We start from the raw sequence: 18,850 nt of genomic DNA, 5'->3' as shown, positions 1-18,850 counted from the left end.
GAAGGCCGGTGAGCGCGTCCCTGACCCCTCCCGCCGGGCGCGTCCCTGCCCCTCCCGCCGGTTGCCAAGCAGAAGCCCGGACCCGTCTCGGCGAGCAGTCAGCCGGATCCGGACGCCGGCGAGCCCGCGGTGGGCAGCGCGGGCACCTTGCCGGGCGACAGGTCGAGCTGTGCCCACACGCCGCGCCGGGTACGCAGCTCCAGCCGGCGCAGCAGTCCCGCCCGGTCGATCCAGTAGCGCAGCACCGCCCGCTGGACCCGGAGCTCGATCACGTCCACGCTGCGGTCGGCCACCCGGTCGCCGCGCAGCCGGACCGCCGCCCGGGCGGCGACCGGTGTGCCGCCTTCCCGCAGCGCCGCGTCGACCAGCCGGTCCAGGTCGTCGCGCACCGGCGCGGCGGGTGACCAGGAGACGCCGGCCGGCGGGGGCAGTGGCGGTCGGGCCGGGATCTCCGCCGCCCGGGCGGCGGTCGGGATCTCCGCCCGGGCGAGCCGGCCCGCCCGGTACCGCAGCAGCGTCCGGCGGCCCGGGGTGTCGACCTCGGCCACCGCCAGGTACCCGGTCGACCCGGCCCAGCTCAGCCAGCCCGCGCCGCGCAGGTTCGCGGTCGGGCCGAGCGGCGCGGTCAGGGTCACCGTGGCCCCACCGGCGGCGCGGAGCCGAGCGGGCAGCCGGGCCAGCCGGTCCGCCTCGCCGTCGGTGAGCGCCCGGGGCAGGCCGGGTCGACCCCCGAGGGCGTCGACCGGACGCAGCGTCGGCCGGTCGCTGCGGACCAGATCCACGGTGACCGGCGTCTGGTCGGGCAGCCGCCCCGCCAGCCGGTGCAGCCGGGCGTCCCGGTCGAGCCAGAAGCGGGGCTCCCGGACCCGGTCCGCGACGGTGGCGGGCGGGGAGGCCCCGCCGGTTGCGGCGGGGTGCAGGGGCGCCTGGATGATGTCCACCGGCGTACCGCCGGCGGTGTCGCGGCCCAGCCAGCGCGCCCCGGCGGCGGCCCGCGCGGCGGGCGGCTCGGGGCGGTCCGCGCCGAGGTCCAGGAGCAGGTCGAGCACGGCGGCCAGGCCGCGCCCGGTGGGCAGCTCGCGCAGCCGCCACCGGTCCATCGGGGGCACCAGCGGCGGTGTGGCCGGGGTGGCCGCCGCGCCCGGGGCCGGCCGGGCCACCACGGCCGACGGGGTGGCCTGAACCAGGCCCCGGTCGGCGCCCGCGCCCGGTCCGGCGACGTCGAGGTAGACCAGGGGCCGGGCCCAGTCGACCCAGCCGACCAGCTCGGTCCGGGTCGCCCCGGCGCCGACCGTGACCCGGACCCCGGACCGGACGTCCCGGTAGTTGGTGACCCGCATCGCGGCGAGCCGCTCGGCCTCGCCCATGGTCGGCGGGCGGGCCGGATCGGCCGGCTCGGGCGTCCAGTCGGTCAGGCCGGCCACCAGCGCCGCGGCGGAGGCCGTGGCGACCACGCAGAGCGCGAGCAGGCTGGCCCGACGACGCCCGACCTGCCCGGACGGATCGCCCCGGTCGGCCGCCGGATCGACTTCCGCGCCGGGGTCGGCCGGCCGGTCCGAGCCGGTCCCGGGGACGCGGGTGGGCGGCGGGGCGGTGCCGGCGGGCGGGGCGGACCGTCGGCGGCGCGCGGCCCGGTTCGTGGGCAGTGGGGCGGCAGCGGGTGACGGGGCGGGTCGGGGCGTCCGCCCGGGGGAGGTCTCCACGTGTGGTTGAACGCCGCTGCCGGCCTCGGGTGACGAACAGCGGCGCTCGCGGCGGCCGGTCTGCGCCTCCAGCGCGACCACGTCGGGTGCGCACGCCGGGGATGCCGGGTGCTGCGACCCCTGTGCCGGGGACGGCCGGCCCCTGCGGGGCGGCCACCGGCCCGGTCGGCCGCCGCGAGCGGCCTACACCCAGAGCCTAGCCCGGTGAGATGTGCCACACAATGGGAATATCGAAGCCGATCACCCGCCCACCGTGGTCGACCCGGAACTGTCGGACCTCGGGCGTACCGTTGTGGGCATGGCGCTCGACATTCCCCGGCTCGACGGTCGTTTCCAGGTCGTCAGCGAGTTCCAGCCGGCCGGCGACCAGCCGGCAGCCATCGACGAGCTTGAGCGTCGGGTTCGGCGCGGCGACCGCCACTCGGTGCTGCTCGGCGCCACCGGCACCGGCAAGAGCGCCACCACGGCGTGGCTGGTGGAGCGGCTGCAACGGCCGACCCTGGTGCTCGCGCCCAACAAGACGCTCTGCGCCCAGCTGGCCAAGGAGTTCAGCGAGCTGCTCCCGCACAACGCGGTGGAGTATTTCGTCTCCTACTACGACTACTACCAGCCCGAGGCGTACATCCCGCAGACCGACACCTACATCGAGAAGGACTCCTCGATCAACGAGGAGGTGGAGCGGCTGCGGCACTCGGCCACCATGTCGCTGCTCACCCGGCGCGACGTGATCGTGGTGGCGACGGTGTCGGCGATCTACGGCCTGGGCACCCCGGAGGAATACCTGGACCGGGCGGTCCGGGTCAACGTCGGGCAGGAGCTCGACCGCGACCAGCTGCTGCGCCGCCTGGTGGACATCCAGTACACCCGCAACGACATGGCGTTCCAGCGCGGCACCTTCCGGGTCCGCGGCGACACGCTGGAGATCATCCCGGCGTACGAGGAGCTGGCCGTCCGGATCGAGCTCTTCGGTGACGAGGTGGAGAAGCTCTACTACCTCAACCCGCTCACCGGGGACGTGGTCCGCGAGGTCGACCACCTGCTGATCTTTCCGGCCACCCACTACGCGGCCGGCCCGGAGCGGATGGAGCGGGCGGTCCGCGACATCGAGACCGAGCTGGGCGAGCGGCTGGCCGAGCTGGAGCGGCAGGGCAAGCTGCTCGAGGCGCAGCGGCTGCGGATGCGCACCACCTACGACATCGAGATGATGCGCCAGGTCGGCTTCTGCTCCGGCATCGAGAACTACTCCATGCACATCGACGGCCGGCTGCCCGGCAGCCCGCCGCACTGCCTGCTCGACTACTTCCCGGACGACTTCCTCACCGTCATCGACGAGTCGCACGTGACGATCCCGCAGATCGGCGGCATGTACGAGGGCGACGCGTCCCGCAAGCGGATGCTGATCGACCACGGCTTCCGGCTGCCCAGCGCCGCCGACAACCGGCCGCTGCGCTTCGACGAGTTCCTGGAGCGGGTCGGCCAGATGGTCTTCCTCTCCGCCACTCCGGGTCCGTGGGAGCTGGAGCACGCCCAGGGCGAGTACGTCGAGCAGGTCATCCGTCCGACCGGCCTGGTCGACCCCGAGGTCATCGTGAAGCCCACCAAGGGTCAGATCGACGACCTGATGCACGAGATCAAGCTGCGCACCGAGCGGGACGAGCGGGTGCTGGTCACCACGCTGACCAAGAAGATGGCCGAGGACCTGTCGGACTACCTCCTCGAGAACGGCATCCGGGTGCGCTACCTGCACTCCGAGGTCGACACGCTGCGCCGGGTCGAGTTGCTGCGCGAGCTGCGCAAGGGCGAGTACGACGTACTGGTCGGCATCAACCTGCTCCGGGAGGGCCTCGATCTGCCCGAGGTGTCCCTGGTCGCCATCCTGGACGCCGACAAGGAGGGCTTCCTGCGCAGCGGCCGGTCGCTGATCCAGACCATCGGCCGGGCCGCCCGGAACGTCTCCGGCCAGGTGCACATGTACGCCGACAAGATCACTCCCTCGATGGCCGACGCGATCGACGAGACCAACCGTCGGCGGGCCAAGCAGATCGCGCACAACGAGGCGCACGGGATCAGTCCCGAGCCGCTGCGTAAGAAGATCCACGACATCCTCGACGACATCTACCGCGAGGCCGAGGACACGGACACCCGGGTCGGCGGCGCGGCGCGGCAGCTCTCCCGGGGGAAGGCGCCGGTCAAGGAGACCCGGAGCCGCAGCCGGGCCGGCGCGGCCGCCCCGTCTCGGGAGGGCATGGCCCGGGCCGATCTGGCCAACCTCATCCAGGAGCTCAACGACCAGATGCTGGCCGCGGCCCGCGAGCTGCAGTTCGAGTTGGCGGCCAGGATCCGGGACGAGGTCGCCGACCTGAAGAAGGAACTGCGCGGGATGGACGCCGCCGGCGTGAAGTGACGGCCGCGCCACGGCGCTCGCCCCGGTCGGCCGCGGCGGAACCGGCCCGTCCGGCGAGCCGGGGCCGCGACGGCCGGTTCGGTCGCGGGCGCCGGAGTCCCGCCGACTGCGTACCGCAAGCGTGGTATTGCCGTGCGTGATGGTCCTGCATACTCTCCCACGGTGGGGAGGCCGGGATGCCGTTGTCAGCGAGTCCTGTCATCCGGCGGCTGCGGCTCGGCGCCGAGCTGCGCCGGCTACGCCACCGGACGTCGCTCACCCTGGAGCAGGTCTGCGGCCGGCTCGGGTGGGCCTCCACGTCGAAGCTGTCCCGCATGGAGCTCGGTCAGAGCCGGCCGGATCTGGTCGACGTGCTCGACCTGCTGGACGTCTACGAGGTGTCGCCGGGCCAGCGGGAGGCGCTGATCCTCATCGCGCGGGACGCCGCGGCCGGCCGCGGCTGGTCGAGGGCGCTGGGCGGGATGGGGGAGCGGCAGCGCGCGTACGCCGAGTTGGAGGCGGGCGCGGCCCGCATCGTCGAGTACCAGCCCGCCGTCGTGCCGGGGCTGCTCCAGACCCGGGAGTACGCGCGGCTGCGGGTGACCGCCGGAGCGCAGCTCTGCCCGGAGGTGGACGTGGCGGCCGACGTGCGGGCGACGCGGCAGGAGGTGCTGCACCGGTCCCGTCCGCCCCGCTACACGGCATTGCTGGATGAGCGGGCGTGCGATCCCGGCGGTACGCCCGGCGACGTCTGGCGGGAGCAGCTGCAACACCTGGTGACCCTCGCCGACCGGCCCAACGTCACCATCCGGCTGGTGTCCCGGGACGCCGTGCCGCACGGCGGCATTCATGCGCTGACCCCCTTCTCCCACTACGCGTTTCCGGATCCGGCCGATCCGCGCATGGTCATGGTGGAGACACTCACCACCGACCTGCGGTTGGTGGCCGAGGCCGACGTCGCCCGGTACGAGCGGCTGGTCGACTGGCTGCTGGCGGCCGCGCTGCCCGCGGCGGAGACGGCATCGCTGCTGGCCCGGCAGGCCGACCGGCCGGTGGTGCCCCGGACCCGGGCGCCGACCGACGACCCGGTTGTGGACATTGGCCGCGCCGACGGGTGAGCGCACCCGGCCAGAGCCGTGGACCCGGGCGCCGACCGACGACCCGGTTGTGGAGATCGGCCGGGCCGAGAGGGGAGCGGCGCTCACCGCTGCCGCTGGAAGCCGCCCTCGGAGTCGATCACCTGTCCGGTGATCCAGTCGGCGTCGGCGGAGCAGAGGAACCGGACGAGCCGCGCGGCGTCCTCCGGGGTGCCCCAGCGCCCGCCCGGGAAGAGCCGGGCCACCTCGGCGAGCAGCGTCGGGTCGGCGTAGCCGGTGTCGGTCGGGCCGGGGTTGACACAGTTGACGGTGATGCCCTTCGGCATCAGCAGCGGGGAGAGCTGGACGGTCAGGTTCTCCACGCCGGCCTTGCTGGCCGCGTACGCCAGCTCGCCGGGCATCGGACCCAGCCGCTGACCGCTGGAGAAGAGCACCAGCCGCCCGCCGGCGTCGCCCCGGAATGCGGCGGCGAAGGCCTGCGCGAGCAGCAGCGTGGCCCGGACGTTCACCAGCAGGTGCCGGTCGATCTCGGCGGCGTCGAGCGCGCCGAGCGGGGTGTGGGTGGAGTAGGCGTGCACCGCCACCACCGCGTCGAGCCGGCCGTGCCGGCGTACCGCCTCGGCGACCAGCTCCCCGGGCGCGGCCGGGTCGAGCAGGTCGGCCTGCCGGTAGGAGACGACGTCGCCCAGCTCGGCCAGGAGCGCCGGCACCCCCTCCGGGTCGCCGCCGTAGGGCTGGGCGTCGTCGTAGTCGGGCAGGCCGGTCAGCAGCAGCCGCCAGCCGTCCGCCGCGAGCGTGCGGGCGACCGCCGCGCCGATGCCGATCCGCCGGCTCACGCCGGTCACCAGGGCGACCCGTTCCGTCATGATCGACACCTAACCGGCAACGGGCGGCGGGCGCAAGGGTTGTCGCCGCGCGGCCACCGGGCCCGGCGCCCCCGAGCCCGTCGGGACCGGCGGCCGGCGCATCGCACGCACGGTATCCGACGGGTACGACATCGGCTCCACAGCGACCGACGGGTGACCTGGCCCGGCCGGTCGACGGCTCAGACCGGAACGTCGATGAAGTGCTCGACCAGCGGCGGGCCGGCGAAATGCGGGCCGATCAGTGCGCGCCACTGCTGGAATCGCTCGGACTGCCGGAAGTTGACGTCGTGCGCCTCGACCGAGTCCCACTCGACCAGGAGCACAAACCGGGCCGGGGACTCGACGCCCCGGGTCATCCGGACCGAACGGCAACCCTCCGCGCCGGCGATGATGGGGTGCGCCTGCTGGTACGCGGCGGCGAAATCGTCCTCGTGTCCGGGCGTTACGTCGATCAGCGCGACTTCAAGCACCATGACCGAAGCCTCCCACGCCGCCGAGGGCGCCAGCGGCGCAGGGGTCTGTCGTGGTCGCCTCCGGCCCTCTAGGGTGAGCGCGCGAGAACGGGGGAGGACGCATGCTCGACTGGCTCACCAGCACGGCGTTCAGCATCGCCGGGACCGGCACCACCTGGGCCGAGCTGCTCGGCTTCGCCACCGGCGTGGTCAACGTGTGGCTGGTCGCCCGGCAGCACATCGCGAACTGGCCGATCGGCATCGCCAACGTGCTCCTGCTCATGCTGCTCTTCTGGACCGCCGGCCTGTACGCCGACGCCGGCCTCCAGATCGTCTACGTCGCCCTGGGTCTGTACGGCTGGTGGCACTGGCTCTTCGGCGGGGAGCGGCGCAGCCGGCTCACGGTCGCTCGCACCGGCCAGCGCGAGTGGTGGGCGCTCGCGGTCGCCGGGGTGGTGCTCACCGGCGGGCTCTGGCTGCTGCTGGACCGGGCCACCGACTCGACGGTGCCGCTGGCCGACGCGGTCACCACCGCACTCTCCCTGCTGGCCACGTACGGGCAGACCCGCAAGCTGGTGGAGAGCTGGTGGCTGTGGATCGCGGCCGACCTCATCTACATCCCGCTCTACGCGTACAAGGGGCTCTGGCTGACGGCGGGGCTCTACCTGATCTTCCTCGGGCTCTGCGTGGTCGGGCTGCGGGCCTGGCGGGCGGACCTGCGGCGGCGGTTGACGCCGACCCCGGTGCCGCCCGGGCCGGCGGCCCCGGTGACCGCGTGACCGCATCGGCCGACCCGGTGCCCGCCCCGGCCGGCGGGCGAACGGGGGAGCCGGAGTTCCGGCACGGGATGGTGGTCGGGAAGTTCTATCCGCCGCACGCCGGTCACCACGCGCTGATCGAGGCCGCCGCGGCCCGCTGTGCGGCGGTCACCGTGGTGGTCGCCCCGTCCCGGCGGGAGTCGATCCCGCTGGCCGACCGGGTCGCCTGGCTGCGCGAGGCGCACGCGGCCACGCCCTGGGTGCGGGTGGTCGGCCGGTACGACGACCACCCGGTGGACTACGCCGACCCGGCGGTCTGGGACGCCCACTGCGCGGTCTTCCGGGAGGCGGTCGGCGGCGAGCCGGTCGACGCGGTCTTCTCCTCAGAGGCGTACGGCGAGGAACTGGCCCGCCGCTTCGACGCCGTGCCGGTCTGTGTGGACCGGGACCGGCGGGCGGTCCCGGTGTCCGGGACCGCGGTGCGCGCCGATCCGGTCCGGCACTGGCGCTGGCTGAGCCCGGCGGTGCGGGCCTGGTTCGTCCGCCGGGTCGTCGTGGTGGGCGCGGAGTCCACCGGCACCACGACGATGGCCGCCGCCCTCGCCGCCCAGTACGGCACCGCCTGGGTCCCCGAGTACGGCCGCGAGCTGACCGTCCGGAAGCTGGCGGAGCTGCGCGCCCGGCGGCCGGCGGCGACGGTCTTCGACGTCATCTGGGATCGGGACGACTTCCTCGAGGTGGTCCGGGCGCAGCAGGCGGCCGAGGACGCGGCGGCGCGGGTCAGCGGGCCGCTGCTGTTCTGCGACACCGATGCTCGGGCCACCGCCGTCTGGGAGGAGCGCTACCTGGGCTTGTCGTCGGAGGCGGTGCGGGCGGCGGCCCGGCGGCCGGCGCTGTACCTGCTGACCGATCACGTGGGGGTGCCCTTCGATGACGACGGCCTGCGCGACGGCGAGCACCTGCGGGCGTGGATGACCGGGCGGTTCCGGGCGGAGCTGGCCGACTGCGGGGTGCCGGTGGTGGAGCTGCGCGGCCCGCACCGCGAGCGGCTGGCCACGGCGGTGGCCGCCTGCGACGCGCTGCTGGCGGCCGGCTGGTCCCTCGCCGACCCGCTGCTCCCGCCGGCCTGAGCCACCGCGATCTGCTACGCCTAGCCTCCTAGGACGCCGCACAGAATGAGCCCCTCGCCACGGCGGGAAGTGATTCCGTCGGCAATCCGGGCGCCCGGAGATGCGCTGACGACCCTGGATGGGGAAGAATGGCGGCCGAGGAGGGGAGTATTCCCCCGTGGCGGAGTCGTCAGCACGGACGACCGTCGGCCCCCCGGCGGCACGACCCGGCTCCGTCGGTCAGTGGCCCGTCCCCGGGTCGGTGACGGAAGAGACCTCCGACAGTCACCAGAGTCAGTGTCGACGCACCCCCGCCGCTCACCCGGCGTACGGTGTGCCCGACGCTGCGTGTCTGCCGGAGGATTGATTTGAACGTGTCCGGATTGGTGTGGGCGGGGACCCTGGTCGCACTGACCGCGGTCCTGCTCGTCGACCTGCTCATCATCGGGCGGCGCCCACACGAGCCGAGTGTCCGCGAGTCGAGCCTGTGGGTCGGCTTCTACGTCGGGCTGGCCCTGCTCTTTGGCGCGGGGCTGTGGCTCGCGGCCGGGCCGAGCGCGGCCGGCCAGTTCTACACCGGGTGGCTCACCGAGTACAGCCTCTCCGTGGACAACCTCTTCGTCTTCGTGATCATCATGGCCCGCTTCGGGGTGCCCCGGCAGTATCAGCAGAAGGTGCTGCTCATCGGCATCGTGCTGGCGCTGGTCATGCGGGGCGGCTTCATCGCCGCGGGCGCCGCGCTGATCTCCCAGTTCTCCTGGGTCTTCTACATCTTCGGCGCGTTCCTGATCTACACGGCGATCAACCTGGCCCGCCAGGGTGAGCCGGACGAGGACGAGTTCAGCGAGAACGTGCTGATCCGGTGGAGCCGCAAGGCGCTGCCGCTCTCCCGGGACTTCGACGGCGCGAGGCTGACCACGCAGAAGAACGGCCGGCGGCTCTTCACCCCGATGCTGATCGTGATGATCGCGATCGGCACCACCGACCTGATCTTCGCGCTCGACTCGATCCCCGCGATCTTCGGCATCACCCAGCAGCCGTACCTGGTCTTCACGGCGAACGTCTTCGCGCTGATGGGGCTGCGGCAGCTCTACTTCCTGCTCGGCGGGCTGCTGGACCGGCTGATCTACCTGAGCTACGGGCTGGCCGTGGTGCTCGGCTTCATCGGGGTCAAGCTGGTGCTGGAGGCCCTCGCGGATAACAATCTGCCGTTCGTCAACGGCGGCCAGCACGTCGCCTGGGCCCCGCACATCCCGATCTGGCTCTCCCTGACCGTCATCGTCGGCACCCTCTCCGTGGCCACCGCGGCCAGCCTGGTGAAGTCGTCCCGGGACCGGCGGCGCGAGCTGGCCGACGCCCGTCGTTGACGCCACGCCGGCAGGGGCGCTCCCGTGGTCGGGCGCGCCCCTGCCGCCTACGGGTCAGATGCGGTGCGCGCCGACCAGGGTGGCCTCCCGGTCGGCGGAGAGCCGCTCCTCCACCACCCGGCGCTGCAGGTAGCAGGCGTTCAGCATCCGCCGGTCGTCGCCGTGCGGCTCGGTGCTGACGATGCCGACGTGGTGGATCCGGCGGCCGGGCCGGGCGAAGAAGTAGAGGTCACCGGGGCGCTCGTCGCCGAGCGCCAGCGGGGTGGTCGCCCGGGCCTGATCGTCGGCGTCCCGGGGCAGGGTCACCCCGAACCGTCGCCAGGCCAGGTGCACCAGGCCGGAGCAGTCGATGCCGTGGCTCGACATCCCGCCCCAGATGTAGACGAGGCTGCGGAGGCGCTCGGCGACGGCGAGGACCTCCTTGGCCTCCGGTCGCTCGGTGGGCAGCGGGACCACGTCGCCCTCCGGCACCCAGAGCGGGTCGGCGTGCCCCGGAGCGTGCACCGGTCGCCACCCGTCGACGGCCCGGCCGGCCGGGGCGAGGCGGGTGCCGAGGACCACCCCGGGCAGCGTCACCGGCCCGTCCGGCGCGGCGTGCAGTGTGGTGACCGTGGCGTCCACGACCAGGGCGGCGGCCGCGCCGTCCGGTCCGGCCCCCGTCGGGTCGGCCGGCCCGGTGGTCAGGTGGGCGGCGGGCAGCCAGCCCGGGTAGCCGCGCGGGTCGAGCTTGGCGGCCGGTTGCTCCATGGCGACCACGTGGGCCCAGCCGTCCGGGCGCAGGTCGGTGACGAGCACCCGCTCACCGAGCACCAGCTGGCTGAGCACACACTCGCCGACCTGCTGGTCGGTGTCCATGCCGGCGATCCAGGCCGGCAGGTCGGGCGCGGCAGCCAGGGCGGGTCGGTCTACCGGTCGTGCCGCCTCCGGGGCGCTCCACAGGGTCGCCACCGGGACCCGGACGAGGGCCTCGCGGCCCGGTTGCAGCTCCACGTCTACCCCCACCTCGCGCCGCCTTCTCCGGAGACACTATGAAAAATTTTGACGGCGATCAACCGCGAGACTGCATCTTTGCTTCAGAGACCGAGGTGACGCCGAGGCCGGGGGCGTCCGGCAGCACGACCGTAGCGCCGTCGTACCGGACCCCGCCGCGGACCGGCGACCAGGCCAGCCACCAGGCGGCGTCGAGGTCCGACACGGCCGTGGTGCCGTAGGCGGCGACCAGGCTGGCCGCCGCGCCGATGCCGATCGGACTCTCCATCATCGAGCCGACGATCGTGCCGACGCCGTGCGCGGCCGCCAGGTCGAGGAGCGTGCGGGCCGGGTGCAGGCCGCCGCACTTGGCCAGCTTGACGTTCACCATGTCGGCCGCCCGGCGGCGGATCACCTCGACCAGGTCGCGGACGCCGAACACCGACTCGTCGGCGAGGATCGGCAGCTCCACCCGGTCGCTGACCCAGGCCAGCCCGTCCAGGTCCCAGCGGGCGACGGGCTGCTCGACCAACTCCACGTCCAGCCCGGCGTCCTCGATGCCGCGGATGATCCGGACCGCCTCCCGCGGCGTCCAGCCCTGGTTGGCGTCCAGCCGGATCCGCACGCCCGGGCCGACGGCGGACCGCACCGCCCGTACCCGGTCCAGGTCGCCGCTGGCGTCGATGCCCACCTTGAGCTTCAGCACGGTGAACCCCTCGGCCTGGCGCTGCTTGGCCGCCGCGGCCAGGTCGACCGCGTCACCGGCGGCCAGCGTGACGTCCGTCGGCACCCGCAGGCTGGTGCCGCCGAGCAGCCGGACCAGCGGTACGCCGAGCCGCCGGGCGGCCAGGTCGTGCAGGGCGACGTCCATGGCGGCCTTGGCGGACTCGTTGCCGACCACCGCCCGCTGCACCTCGCCGCACCGGGCCACCAGGTCGTCCGCGTCCCGCCCGACCAGCGCCGGAGCGAGCACGTCCCGCACGCACGCCTCGGCGCCGGCGATGGACGCCCCGGTCACCTGCCAGACCTGCGGCGCCTCGCCGAAACCGGACCACCCGTCGTCGTCGATCAGCTCGACCACCAGGGTGTCCACCGTGGTGGTGCGGCGCAGCGCGGTGACGAACGGAGTGTGTAAGGGGGCGGAGAGCCGGTGGGTGCGTACCGCGGCGATGGTCATGTGCGGCACCCTATATGCAGGCGGGAGCGAACAGGGGAGGCCGGATGGTGCAGCGGGACTGGGAACTGGTGGGCGCGCCGAACGCCCGTGACCTGGGCGGGCTGCCCACCGCGGACGGACGGCTGGTCCGCGCCGGCCGGCTGATCCGCACCGCCGCGCTGGGTCGGCTGACCGACGAGGACCTGCCGGTGCTGGGCAAGCTGGCCCCGGCCTGCGTGGTGGACCTGCGGGACGGCTCCGAGCAGGAGGTCGCCCCGCCGGACCGGCTGGTCGGCGAACCTCGGGTGGTGCACCTGCCGGTCTACGACCCGGCGCACCCGGTCTTCACGTACGTCTCGGCGGTGCTGCTCGGCCACGACCTGACCGCGTACGACGAGCTCGCCCGGGAGGGCATGCCGGCGGTGATGGCAGTGATCTATCGATGGTTCGTCACCGCGGAGTCGGCCCGGGCCGGGTTCGGGGCGGCGGTTCGGCTGGCGGCCGAGGCGCGGAACCTGCCGCTGCTGTTCCACTGCTCGGCCGGCAAGGACCGCACCGGCTGGCTGTCGGTGGTGCTGCTGACCGCGCTGGGCGTGGACGAGGCGGCGATTCGGGCCGACTACCTGCGGCACAACGAGCTGACGGAGAGCCTGCGCGAGGTGCTGCTGGCGGCGATGACCCGCCAGCAGCCCGACCTCGACCCGGCGACGGCCCGGCCGCTGCTGGAAGTGCGGCCGGAGTACCTGGACGCCGCGTACGACGAGGTGCGGCGGGTGCACGGCTCGTTCGGGGCGTACCTGCGCGACGGGCTGGGGGTCACCGACGAGGTGGTCGGCGCGCTGCGGGACAACCTGTTGGAGTGACGTCCCGCTCAGTCCGTCAGGGCGTGGCGGGCGTCCCAGACGCGGGCCGAGATGTCGGCGATGAGCCGGCAGGCGTCGTCGATCTCCTCGCCGCTGGGGCCGCCGTCGGCCAGTTCGGTGGTGGTGCAGACGACGATCACGTACGGCGGGGCGTCGGGCGGGAAGACCACGCCGGCGCCGTGTCGGATTCCACGTATCCAGCCGTTCTTGTGCGCGATCCGGGTGCCCTCCGGCAGCCCGGCGGCGAGGTCCTCGCGGTGCTCCTGCGCGAAGAGCACCTCGAGCATCGCGGCACAGCTCGCCGGGGAGGCGAGCGGGCCGGGCCGCTCCGCCCCGGCGGCCAGCGCGCCGAGCACGGCGGCCAGGTCAGCGGCGGTGACCAGGTTGTCGATGCCGGCCTCCCGGGCGGCGAAGTCCTCGATGCCCCGGCCGGTGACGCTGTGCCGGGCCCCGCCCAGCGCCCACGCCTCGGCCACCGCCGGCAGCCCGACCTGGCCGAGCACGATGTTGGTGGCCAGGTTGCTGGAGCGGACGATCATCCGCTCGGCGAGCCAGCGCAGCGGTGCCGTGCCGCCGACCCGGTCCCAGACCGCGTCGTCGTTGTCGTAGTGCTCGGCACAGGCGAAGCGGGGCGCGCCCGGCTGGGCGGAGTCGAACGAGTTCTGGACCGGGATCGGGGTGTCCAGGTCGAGGGTGCCCGCGTCGGCGGCGCGGTAGAGCGCGACCAGCACCGCGATCTTCATGGTGCTGGCCGCGTAATGGGTGGCGTCGGGCAGCCGGGTCCAGGTTGGCCGCGCGCCCAGCCGCGCCATGTACCCGGAGACGGTGCCGGGCACCTTGTCCAGTTGGGCGTCGAGATCCTCCCAGGTCATGCCGGTGACCGTAGCCGATCATCGACGCGGGCGGGACAGCGGTCCGCCGCGCGCGGCTCTAGCGTGCGGGTATGACGACCGCCGCGTACGACGCCATCGCCGACTGGTACGAGGACTACGTAACGAACTCCGCGAGCGACTACAGCCGACGGGTCCGGGACCTGCTGGCGCGGTTGCTCGGCACCGGCCCGGGGCGCTGCCTGGACGTGTGCTGCGGCACCGGGGCGTACGCCGCCGAGCTGCGCCGGCTGGGCTGGGATCCGGTCGGGGTGGACCTTTCGGCCGGGCAACTTCGGTACGCCCGGGCCCGGCTGCCGGTGGCCCGGGCCGACGCGACCGCGCTGCCGCTGCCCGACGCCGCGGTGCCGGCCGCGGTCTGCGTGCTCGCCCATACCGACATGCCGGATTACCCGGCGACGATCGCCGAGGCGGCCCGGGTGCTGGCGCCGGGTGGCCGGCTGGTGCACGTCGGCGTGCACCCCTGCTTCTGCGGCGCGTTCGCCGACCGGTCCGATCCGCAGCGGATCGTGATCGACGGCGGCTATGCCGAGCGGGATCGCACCTTCCGGACCTGGAATCCGACCGGGGTGCGGGCGCGCGTCGGCGCCTGGCACGTGCCCCTTGCCGATCTGTGCAACGCCGTCGCCCGGGCCGGTCTGGTGCTGACCAGAGTTGAGGAGTCCGGCTCCGGCCCCGTCCCCGACATCCTCGCCCTCCAGGCCACCAAACCCACCTGACCCGACCACCCCCACCCCACCCCCCACCCCGGCCCCCGCCCCGCCCCGGCCGATCATGACGTTATTGCTCAGACACGCCGGGGTGGAGGGCAACAACTTCATGATCAACAGAGCTGGGCGGCGGGGGGAGGGGGAGGGAGACAGCGGAGCCCGGACCGCGTGGGCGGTCCGGGCTCCAGTGGGGCCGGGAGTGGGTCAGCCGGCGTGCTTGCGGCGGGCGGCCATCCGGCCGCGCTGGGTCTGGTCGAGCACGACCTTGCGGATGCGCACCGCCGCCGGGGTCACCTCGACGCACTCGTCCTCGCGGCAGAACTCGAGCGCCTGCTCCAGCGACAGCTTGCGGGGCGGGATCAGCTTCTCGGTCTCCTCGGAGGTCGAGGAGCGCATGTTGGTGAGCTTCTTCTCCTTGGTGATGTTGACGTCCATGTCGTCGGTACGGGAGTTCTCCCCGACGATCATGCCCTCGTACACCTCGGTGCCCGGCTCGACGAAGAGCTGGCCGCGCTCCTGCAGGTTGGTCATCGCGAACGCGGTGACCGCGCCCGAGCGGTCGGCGACCAGCGAGCCGGTGGCCCGGGTACGCAGCTCACCGAACCACGGCTCGTAGGACTCGAAGACGTGGTGCAGGATGCCGGTGCCCCGGGTCTCGGTGAGGAACTCGGTGCGGAAGCCGATCAGGCCGCGCGCCGGGACCAGCCACTCCATCCGGATCCAGCCGGTGCCGTGGTTGACCAGCTGCTCCATCCGGCCCTTGCGGGTGGCCAGCAGCTGGGTGATCGCGCCGAGGTACTCCTCGGGGGCGTCGATGGTCAGCCGCTCGACCGGCTCGCAGGTCTTCCCGTCGATCTCCTTCGTCACCACCTGCGGCTTGCCGACGGTCAGCTCGTACTGCTCGCGGCGCATCTGCTCGACCAGGATGGCCAGCGCCAGCTCGCCCCGGCCCTGCACCTCCCAGGCGTCCGGCCGCTCGGTCGGCAGCACCCGAAGCGAGACGTTGCCGATCAGTTCCTTGTCGAGGCGGTCCTTCACCATCCGGGCGGTGACCTTGGCGCCCTTGACCCGGCCGACCAGCGGCGAGTTGTTGGTGCCGATGGTCATCGAGATGGCCGGCTCGTCCACGGTGATCAGCGGCAGCGGGAGCGGGTTCTCCGCGTCGGCCAGGGTCTCACCGATCATGATCTCCGGGATGCCGGCGACCGCGATGATGTCGCCCGGGCCGGCGCTCTCGGCCGGCTTGCGCTCCAGGCCCTCGGTCATCAGCAGCTCGGAGATGCGGACCCGCTGGGTGCTGCCGTCGGTGCGGCACCAGGCCACCGTCTGGCCCTTGCTGATGGTGCCCTGCCGCACCCGGCACAGCGCCAGCCGGCCGAGGAACGGCGAGGCGTCGAGGTTGGTGACGTGCGCCTGCAGCGGCGCGTCCTCCTCGTACGCGGGCGCCGGGATGGTGTCCAGCAGGGTGCGGAACAGCGGCTCCAGGTTGTGGCTGTCGTTCGGCACGGCGCCGTCGGCGGGCTGGGTCAGCGAGGCGATGCCGTCGCGCGCGCAGGCGTAGACGATCGGGAAGTCGATCTGCTCCTCGTCGGCGTCCAGGTCGAGGAAGAGCTCGTAGGTGTCGTCCACGACCTCCTTGATCCGGGCGTCGGGCCGGTCCACCTTGTTGATCACCAGGATGATCGGCAGCCGGGCCTTGAGGGCCTTGCGGAGCACGAACCGGGTCTGCGGCAGCGGGCCCTCGCTGGCGTCGACCAGCAGCAGCACCCCGTCGACCATGGTGAGGCCGCGCTCGACCTCGCCGCCGAAGTCGGCGTGCCCGGGGGTGTCGATGATGTTGATGGTGACCGGGTCGGACCCGTCAGCCGGCATGTAGTGCACGCCGGTGTTCTTGGCCAGGATGGTGATGCCCTTTTCCCGCTCGAGGTCCATCGAGTCCATGACCCGCTCGGTGACCTCGCCACGGGCCCCGTAGGCGCCGGCCTGCCGCAACATGGCGTCGACCAGGGTTGTCTTGCCGTGGTCGACGTGGGCGATGATGGCGACGTTGCGGAGGTCGGTGCGAAGCTGCATACCCTCCATACTCCTGTCTGCGGTTGCGGAGGCGCGTGTCGGGGTCACCCCGAGATCGCCCGGATCTGTGCCGAAACTGCTGTTCCGACCGTTCCAGCGGCTGGCATGCTGGCCCCGTGTTCCTGGGGACCGGATGCCTGACCTGCTGACGTCGCTGCAGGGCCTGCCGTCCCTGCTGATCTACGTGGCCGCCGCGACGATCGTCGCGGGGGAGACCGCGGTGATCTTCGGTCTGCTGGTGCCGGGCGAGGCGACCCTGCTGCTGGTCGGCTTCCTAGCGTACGCGGGGACGCTGCGGCTCGTCCCGGCGCTGCTGGTGATGACGGTCGCGGCCGTGATCGGCGACACACTCGCCTTCCGGGCCGGCCGTCGGTACGGCCGGCTGCGCGCCGGCGGGCTGGGCGCCCGGGTCGGCCCCGAACGGTTGGGTCGGGCGGACGCGATGCTCGCCCGGCTCGGTGGGCGGGGCGTGTTCGCCGCCCGCTGGGTGGCTTTCGCCCGCACCCTGGTGCCCCGGCTGGCCGGCGCCGCCGGGATGCCGTACCGGCGGTTCGCGCCGTGGAACCTGGGCGGGGTGGTGACCTGGGTGGGTGGCTCCGTTCTGCTCGGCTACCTGGCCGGAGAGTCGTATCAGACGGTCTCCCGCCTGCTCGGCCGGGCCACCGGCGCGGTGCTCGTGCTGCTGCTCTGCCTCGCCGCGGTGGTGCTGGCGGGGCGGTGGCTGGGGCGCAATCCCGATCCGGCGCGGGCGCTGGCCGCCCGGGCCGCCGCCCTGCCGCCGGTGCGCTGGCTCCGCGGGCGCTACGGGGTGCTCTTCTTCCTGCTCGCCATGCGGATCGGGCCGGCCTGGACGCTGCTGCTCAACCTCGCCGCCGGCCTGGTGCTGCTCTTCACCGCCGGGCTGGCCATCGCCTGGGCGCTGGAGGCGGTGGTGCGGCACAGCGGACTGGCGGTGGTCGACGGCCTCATCGCGGACTGGTTCGCCGATCGGCGTACCCCCGGGGTGGTCGACGCCGCGCTGACCGCGGCCTCGGTGCTGCGCGGGTCATTCCTGATCGCGGTGGTCGCGGTGGTCGCCGCGGTGCTGGCCTGGCGGACCCGGCCCTGGCGGGCCGACCTGCTGAGCGTGGTCGGCAGCGTGGGGGCCTTCGTGCCGCTGGTGGTGCTGGCCCTGGTGGCCGATCTCACCGGGCCCGGCGGGGCCGACGACGCCCTCTTCCCGACCCAGAACGCGGTGGCCACGGCGAGCCTCTGCACGCTGGCCTGGCTGCTCTCCCGGCGCGCCCGCTGGCCGGCGGCGGTGGCGGTCTGGACCGCCGCCGCGGCGGGCGTGGTCGCCATCGGCGGCGCCCGGCTCTATCTCGGCTGGAGCACCGCCAGCGGTACGGCCACGTCGGTCCTGCTCGGGGTGGCGTGGACGGTGGTGTTCATGGTCGCCTGGGCCACCCGGGACCGGGCGGTCGGCGAGGACGCGCCACCCGCCCGATCCTTGCTAGGGTGCCGGTCGGACAGCCACGGGGGAGGGGTCTGATGCGCCGACGGATCGGCCGGGTGAGCGCGGCGGTGGTCGCCGGATTGCTGCTGGCGGGCGGAATCGCTGGGTGCGGCGGCGAGGACCGCGTGCCGCGGGAGGTGGCCGCGCCGGCCGGGCTGCCGACCGAGTTGCCCGCGGAGGCGCCGGCCGACCAGCCGAGCGAGGCGCCGCCGGCGGTCGAGGGGATGGGTGCCGCGCCCAGCGCCACGGCCAGCCGGACCGCCAAGCCCACGACGAAGCCGAAGCCGACCCGGACCGTGGCCGGACCGCTGCCCACCCCGAAGCCGCCCACCGAGACGCGGGTGCCGCCACCCCCGCCGAAGCCGGCGCCGAGCGGCTGCGAGCCGACCTACAAGGGCACCCAGGCGACCCGCAGCCAGGTGAAGGCGGCGCTGGGCGACGCCGCGGCGAAGACCTACTGGCCGACCTCAGCCCCGGACATCAAGATTCCGCTCACCCTGCTCAAGGCGACGGCCTGGCAGGAGAGCGGCTGGCAGTCGAACATCATCGCCTGCGACGGCGGGATCGGGCTGATGCAGGTCATGCCCGCCACCGCGGACTGGATGAACCAGCGCTTCGGCCAGTCGTACGACATCAACGACTACCAGGACAACGCCTACCTGGGCGCCAACTACCTCGCCTGGCTCACCAAGTACATCGGCGACATGTACTTCGAGTCCGACTACCGGCTGGACGCCTCGCTCTGCACCGACGAGCTGAATTCCTGCCTGCTCAACGCCATCATCTCGGCGTACAACTACGGGCACGGCGCGGTGGCCCAGGAGGGCGAGCCGCTGGCCATCCCCAACCCGCAGTACGTGCGCAACGTGCGGGCGCTGATGACGGAGTGCGTCTGCCTGAGTTACTGACGACCGTTTGAGGGATGCCAACGCGGTTGCCAGGTGACAAGGATCACTTTG

16 protein-coding genes are annotated in these 18,850 nt (G+C 73.6%); 9 read left to right on the top strand and 7 right to left on the bottom strand.

The features are described from left to right. Positions 1-98: 98 nt before the first annotated feature. The gene (locus tag GA0070624_RS28685; protein WP_091346015.1) at positions 99-1,784 is read right to left on the bottom strand and encodes a hypothetical protein; all 1,686 of its coding nucleotides are present in this window, start codon (positions 1,782-1,784) and stop codon (positions 99-101) included. Between the two features lie 217 nt (positions 1,785-2,001). Between GA0070624_RS28685 and uvrB the strand changes: the two genes are divergently transcribed. Beyond that, a complete protein-coding gene (gene uvrB / locus GA0070624_RS28680) occupies positions 2,002-4,107 on the top strand; it encodes an excinuclease ABC subunit UvrB (protein WP_091350012.1) in 2,106 nt (701 codons plus the stop codon). Between the two features lie 176 nt (positions 4,108-4,283). Continuing rightward, complete coding sequence (locus GA0070624_RS28675) at positions 4,284-5,204, top strand: helix-turn-helix domain-containing protein (RefSeq protein WP_091346012.1); 921 nt, start codon at positions 4,284-4,286, stop codon at positions 5,202-5,204. Positions 5,205-5,287: 83 nt separating this feature from the next. Here GA0070624_RS28675 and GA0070624_RS28670 read toward each other — a convergent pair whose 3' ends face one another. Then, positions 5,288-6,049 (bottom strand): SDR family oxidoreductase, encoded by a 762-nt coding sequence (locus tag GA0070624_RS28670; RefSeq protein ID WP_091350009.1) that lies wholly within the window; start codon positions 6,047-6,049, stop codon positions 5,288-5,290. A gap of 179 nt (positions 6,050-6,228) precedes the next feature. After that, a complete protein-coding gene (locus GA0070624_RS28665) occupies positions 6,229-6,522 on the bottom strand; it encodes an antibiotic biosynthesis monooxygenase family protein (RefSeq protein WP_091346010.1) in 294 nt (97 codons plus the stop codon). A 101-nt stretch (positions 6,523-6,623) separates the two neighbouring features. Between GA0070624_RS28665 and pnuC the strand changes: the two genes are divergently transcribed. The 3 genes from pnuC to GA0070624_RS28650 all read left to right on the top strand — a co-directional run bounded on the left by pnuC (position 6,624) and on the right by GA0070624_RS28650 (position 9,735). Beyond that, positions 6,624-7,280 (top strand): nicotinamide riboside transporter PnuC, encoded by a 657-nt coding sequence (pnuC, locus tag GA0070624_RS28660; protein ID WP_091345999.1) that lies wholly within the window; start codon positions 6,624-6,626, stop codon positions 7,278-7,280. Then, positions 7,277-8,389 (top strand): AAA family ATPase, encoded by a 1,113-nt coding sequence (locus GA0070624_RS28655; RefSeq protein ID WP_245719048.1) that lies wholly within the window; start codon positions 7,277-7,279, stop codon positions 8,387-8,389. Before pnuC ends, GA0070624_RS28655 begins: the two co-directional genes overlap by 4 nt. A 347-nt stretch (positions 8,390-8,736) precedes the next feature. Then, on the top strand, positions 8,737-9,735 hold the full coding sequence (locus tag GA0070624_RS28650) for a TerC family protein (protein ID WP_091345998.1): 999 nt from the start codon (positions 8,737-8,739) through the stop codon (positions 9,733-9,735). A gap of 54 nt (positions 9,736-9,789) precedes the next feature. On the opposite strand, the gene GA0070624_RS28645 is transcribed toward GA0070624_RS28650, so the two are convergent. Further along, positions 9,790-10,725 carry a C40 family peptidase gene (locus GA0070624_RS28645; protein WP_091345997.1) on the bottom strand — a complete coding sequence of 312 codons (936 nt, stop codon included), beginning with the start codon at positions 10,723-10,725 and terminating at the stop codon, positions 9,790-9,792. A 58-nt stretch (positions 10,726-10,783) separates the two neighbouring features. Next, entirely contained in the window at positions 10,784-11,881 is a 1,098-nt protein-coding gene (locus tag GA0070624_RS28640) for a mandelate racemase/muconate lactonizing enzyme family protein (protein WP_091345996.1), read from the bottom strand. Positions 11,882-11,925: 44 nt separating this feature from the next. Here GA0070624_RS28640 and GA0070624_RS28635 point away from each other — a divergent pair, with 44 nt between their 5' ends. Further along, positions 11,926-12,723, top strand: coding sequence for a tyrosine-protein phosphatase (locus GA0070624_RS28635; protein WP_091345995.1), 798 nt, complete (start codon positions 11,926-11,928; stop codon positions 12,721-12,723). Positions 12,724-12,731: 8 nt separating this feature from the next. On the opposite strand, the gene GA0070624_RS28630 is transcribed toward GA0070624_RS28635, so the two are convergent. Then, a complete protein-coding gene (locus GA0070624_RS28630; protein WP_091345994.1) occupies positions 12,732-13,595 on the bottom strand; it encodes a serine hydrolase in 864 nt (287 codons plus the stop codon). 71 nt (positions 13,596-13,666) lie between these two features. On the opposite strand from GA0070624_RS28630, the gene GA0070624_RS28625 reads away from it, so the two are divergent. Beyond that, positions 13,667-14,332 carry a class I SAM-dependent methyltransferase gene (locus tag GA0070624_RS28625; RefSeq protein ID WP_091345993.1) on the top strand — a complete coding sequence of 222 codons (666 nt, stop codon included), beginning with the start codon at positions 13,667-13,669 and terminating at the stop codon, positions 14,330-14,332. 195 nt (positions 14,333-14,527) lie between these two features. Here GA0070624_RS28625 and typA read toward each other — a convergent pair whose 3' ends face one another. Continuing rightward, positions 14,528-16,396, bottom strand: a complete 1,869-nt coding sequence (typA, locus tag GA0070624_RS28620; RefSeq protein WP_091345992.1) for a translational GTPase TypA — start codon at positions 16,394-16,396, stop codon at positions 14,528-14,530. 133 nt (positions 16,397-16,529) lie between these two features. Here typA and GA0070624_RS28615 point away from each other — a divergent pair, with 133 nt between their 5' ends. After that, complete coding sequence (locus tag GA0070624_RS28615) at positions 16,530-17,927, top strand: DedA family protein (RefSeq protein ID WP_091345991.1); 1,398 nt, start codon at positions 16,530-16,532, stop codon at positions 17,925-17,927. After that, on the top strand, positions 17,927-18,799 hold the full coding sequence (locus GA0070624_RS28610) for a lytic transglycosylase domain-containing protein (RefSeq protein WP_091345990.1): 873 nt from the start codon (positions 17,927-17,929) through the stop codon (positions 18,797-18,799). Before GA0070624_RS28615 ends, GA0070624_RS28610 begins: the two co-directional genes overlap by 1 nt. The last annotated feature ends 51 nt before the right edge of the window (positions 18,800-18,850 follow it).

It is taken from the genome of Micromonospora rhizosphaerae, assembly GCF_900091465.1.
GTDB lineage: Bacteria > Actinomycetota > Actinomycetes > Mycobacteriales > Micromonosporaceae > Micromonospora > Micromonospora rhizosphaerae.
The sequence above is the reverse complement of the archived record's forward strand: the minus strand, read 5'-3'. Positions and strand labels throughout refer to the sequence as shown.